This window comes from Halomonas gemina (assembly GCF_023554995.1).
Lineage (GTDB): Bacteria > Pseudomonadota > Gammaproteobacteria > Pseudomonadales > Halomonadaceae > Halomonas > Halomonas gemina.
Map to the genome: position 1 here is coordinate 1 of NZ_JAMJPK010000022.1, position 1,149 is coordinate 1,149.

Here is a 1,149-nt window from a genome sequence, read left to right on the forward strand (position 1 = left end):
TGGCTCTGGGCCGATACCCTGCATAGGAGAGAGCATGAAGATCCCGAATCAATACCTGCCGCACGTGTTGCACAAGTACTGGCGCGAGGGCTTAGGCGCTGGTGCTGATGGTCTGCCCTGGTCCCCACCTGACTACGACGGCAGAGGCTGGCGAGCGAAACAGCAGGCATGGTCTAGAGGCTGGTCAGACGGCAAGCTGATGCGCTCATTTCGAGCGTTCCCAGACGCCAGGTAGTCGCGGGGTATGGGGGCGCTGTAGCCCCCATGCAAGCTACTGCATCGGATCACTGCGGGCCGCGTTTGCGGCTCTCTGCGTTTGTGGGCCTGGAGCGTGTCCCGCGCCCTGCAATCCCCTGCTGAATTCGCGTTACCAGTAACGCTAAATCGAGACCTGTTGCGGGTTTCGCAGCGGTCGTGCATGATGCGTCTACGGCATATCCTTTGCGCCACCGAGTTGCTTATCCGGCTTGCTACCGGACCCGTCCCAGTTGAAAACAGCAAACGAAAAGCCCCGCGAGTGCGAGCAACACTCCGGGGCCGAGGCCGGTGGAATCCGATAAACGTTGAGCGTCTAAGGAACCGGCATGCGAAAGCGTACCACTTCTTCCCCTGCGCTCGCCATCTCTGGCGGGCGTCATGACTGAAAACCCCTCTGTTGTTGCTGGCCAGGTAACACCCCCTGAGGGGGGCGATCGCCTTTGGTTTGGGCCGTTGAGGGTTGGTGCCGAAGGCACCGACCCTGGGCTTGTCACTTCTCAAACAAGTGACACGTCAAACCAGCAAATCCTTATAGACACTGCCTCTACGAGACTTCGCCGGATGCGCTCGGCAGTCCTTACGGCTGCCCGCTTGCACTGCCAGGAGGTGCCCCGCTGGCGCGTGGCGATGCTCACCCCCACCTATGCAAAGGTCGGTGGTTGGTCTGCTCGGCACATCTCGGACCTGCTGAAGTCGATTCGCAACTGGATGGCTAGGAGAGGGCATGACCTCCGGTATACGTGGGTCATGGAGCTGCAGGAGAGAGGCGCACCCCACTACCACATCCTGATCTGGCTCCCTCGCGGCCTGAGCCTTCCTAAGCCTGATAAACAGGGTTGGTGGCGGCATGGCTCGACCAAGATCGAGTGGGCCCGCAACGCTGTGGGCTAC

At 60.8% G+C, this 1,149-nt stretch carries 1 protein-coding gene; it reads left to right on the top strand.

The features are described 5' to 3' along the window. Positions 1-885 precede the first annotated feature (885 nt). Positions 886-1,149 (top strand): rolling circle replication-associated protein (locus M8009_RS18855; RefSeq protein WP_430886937.1); only part of this gene is annotated, 264 nt, incomplete at its 3' end.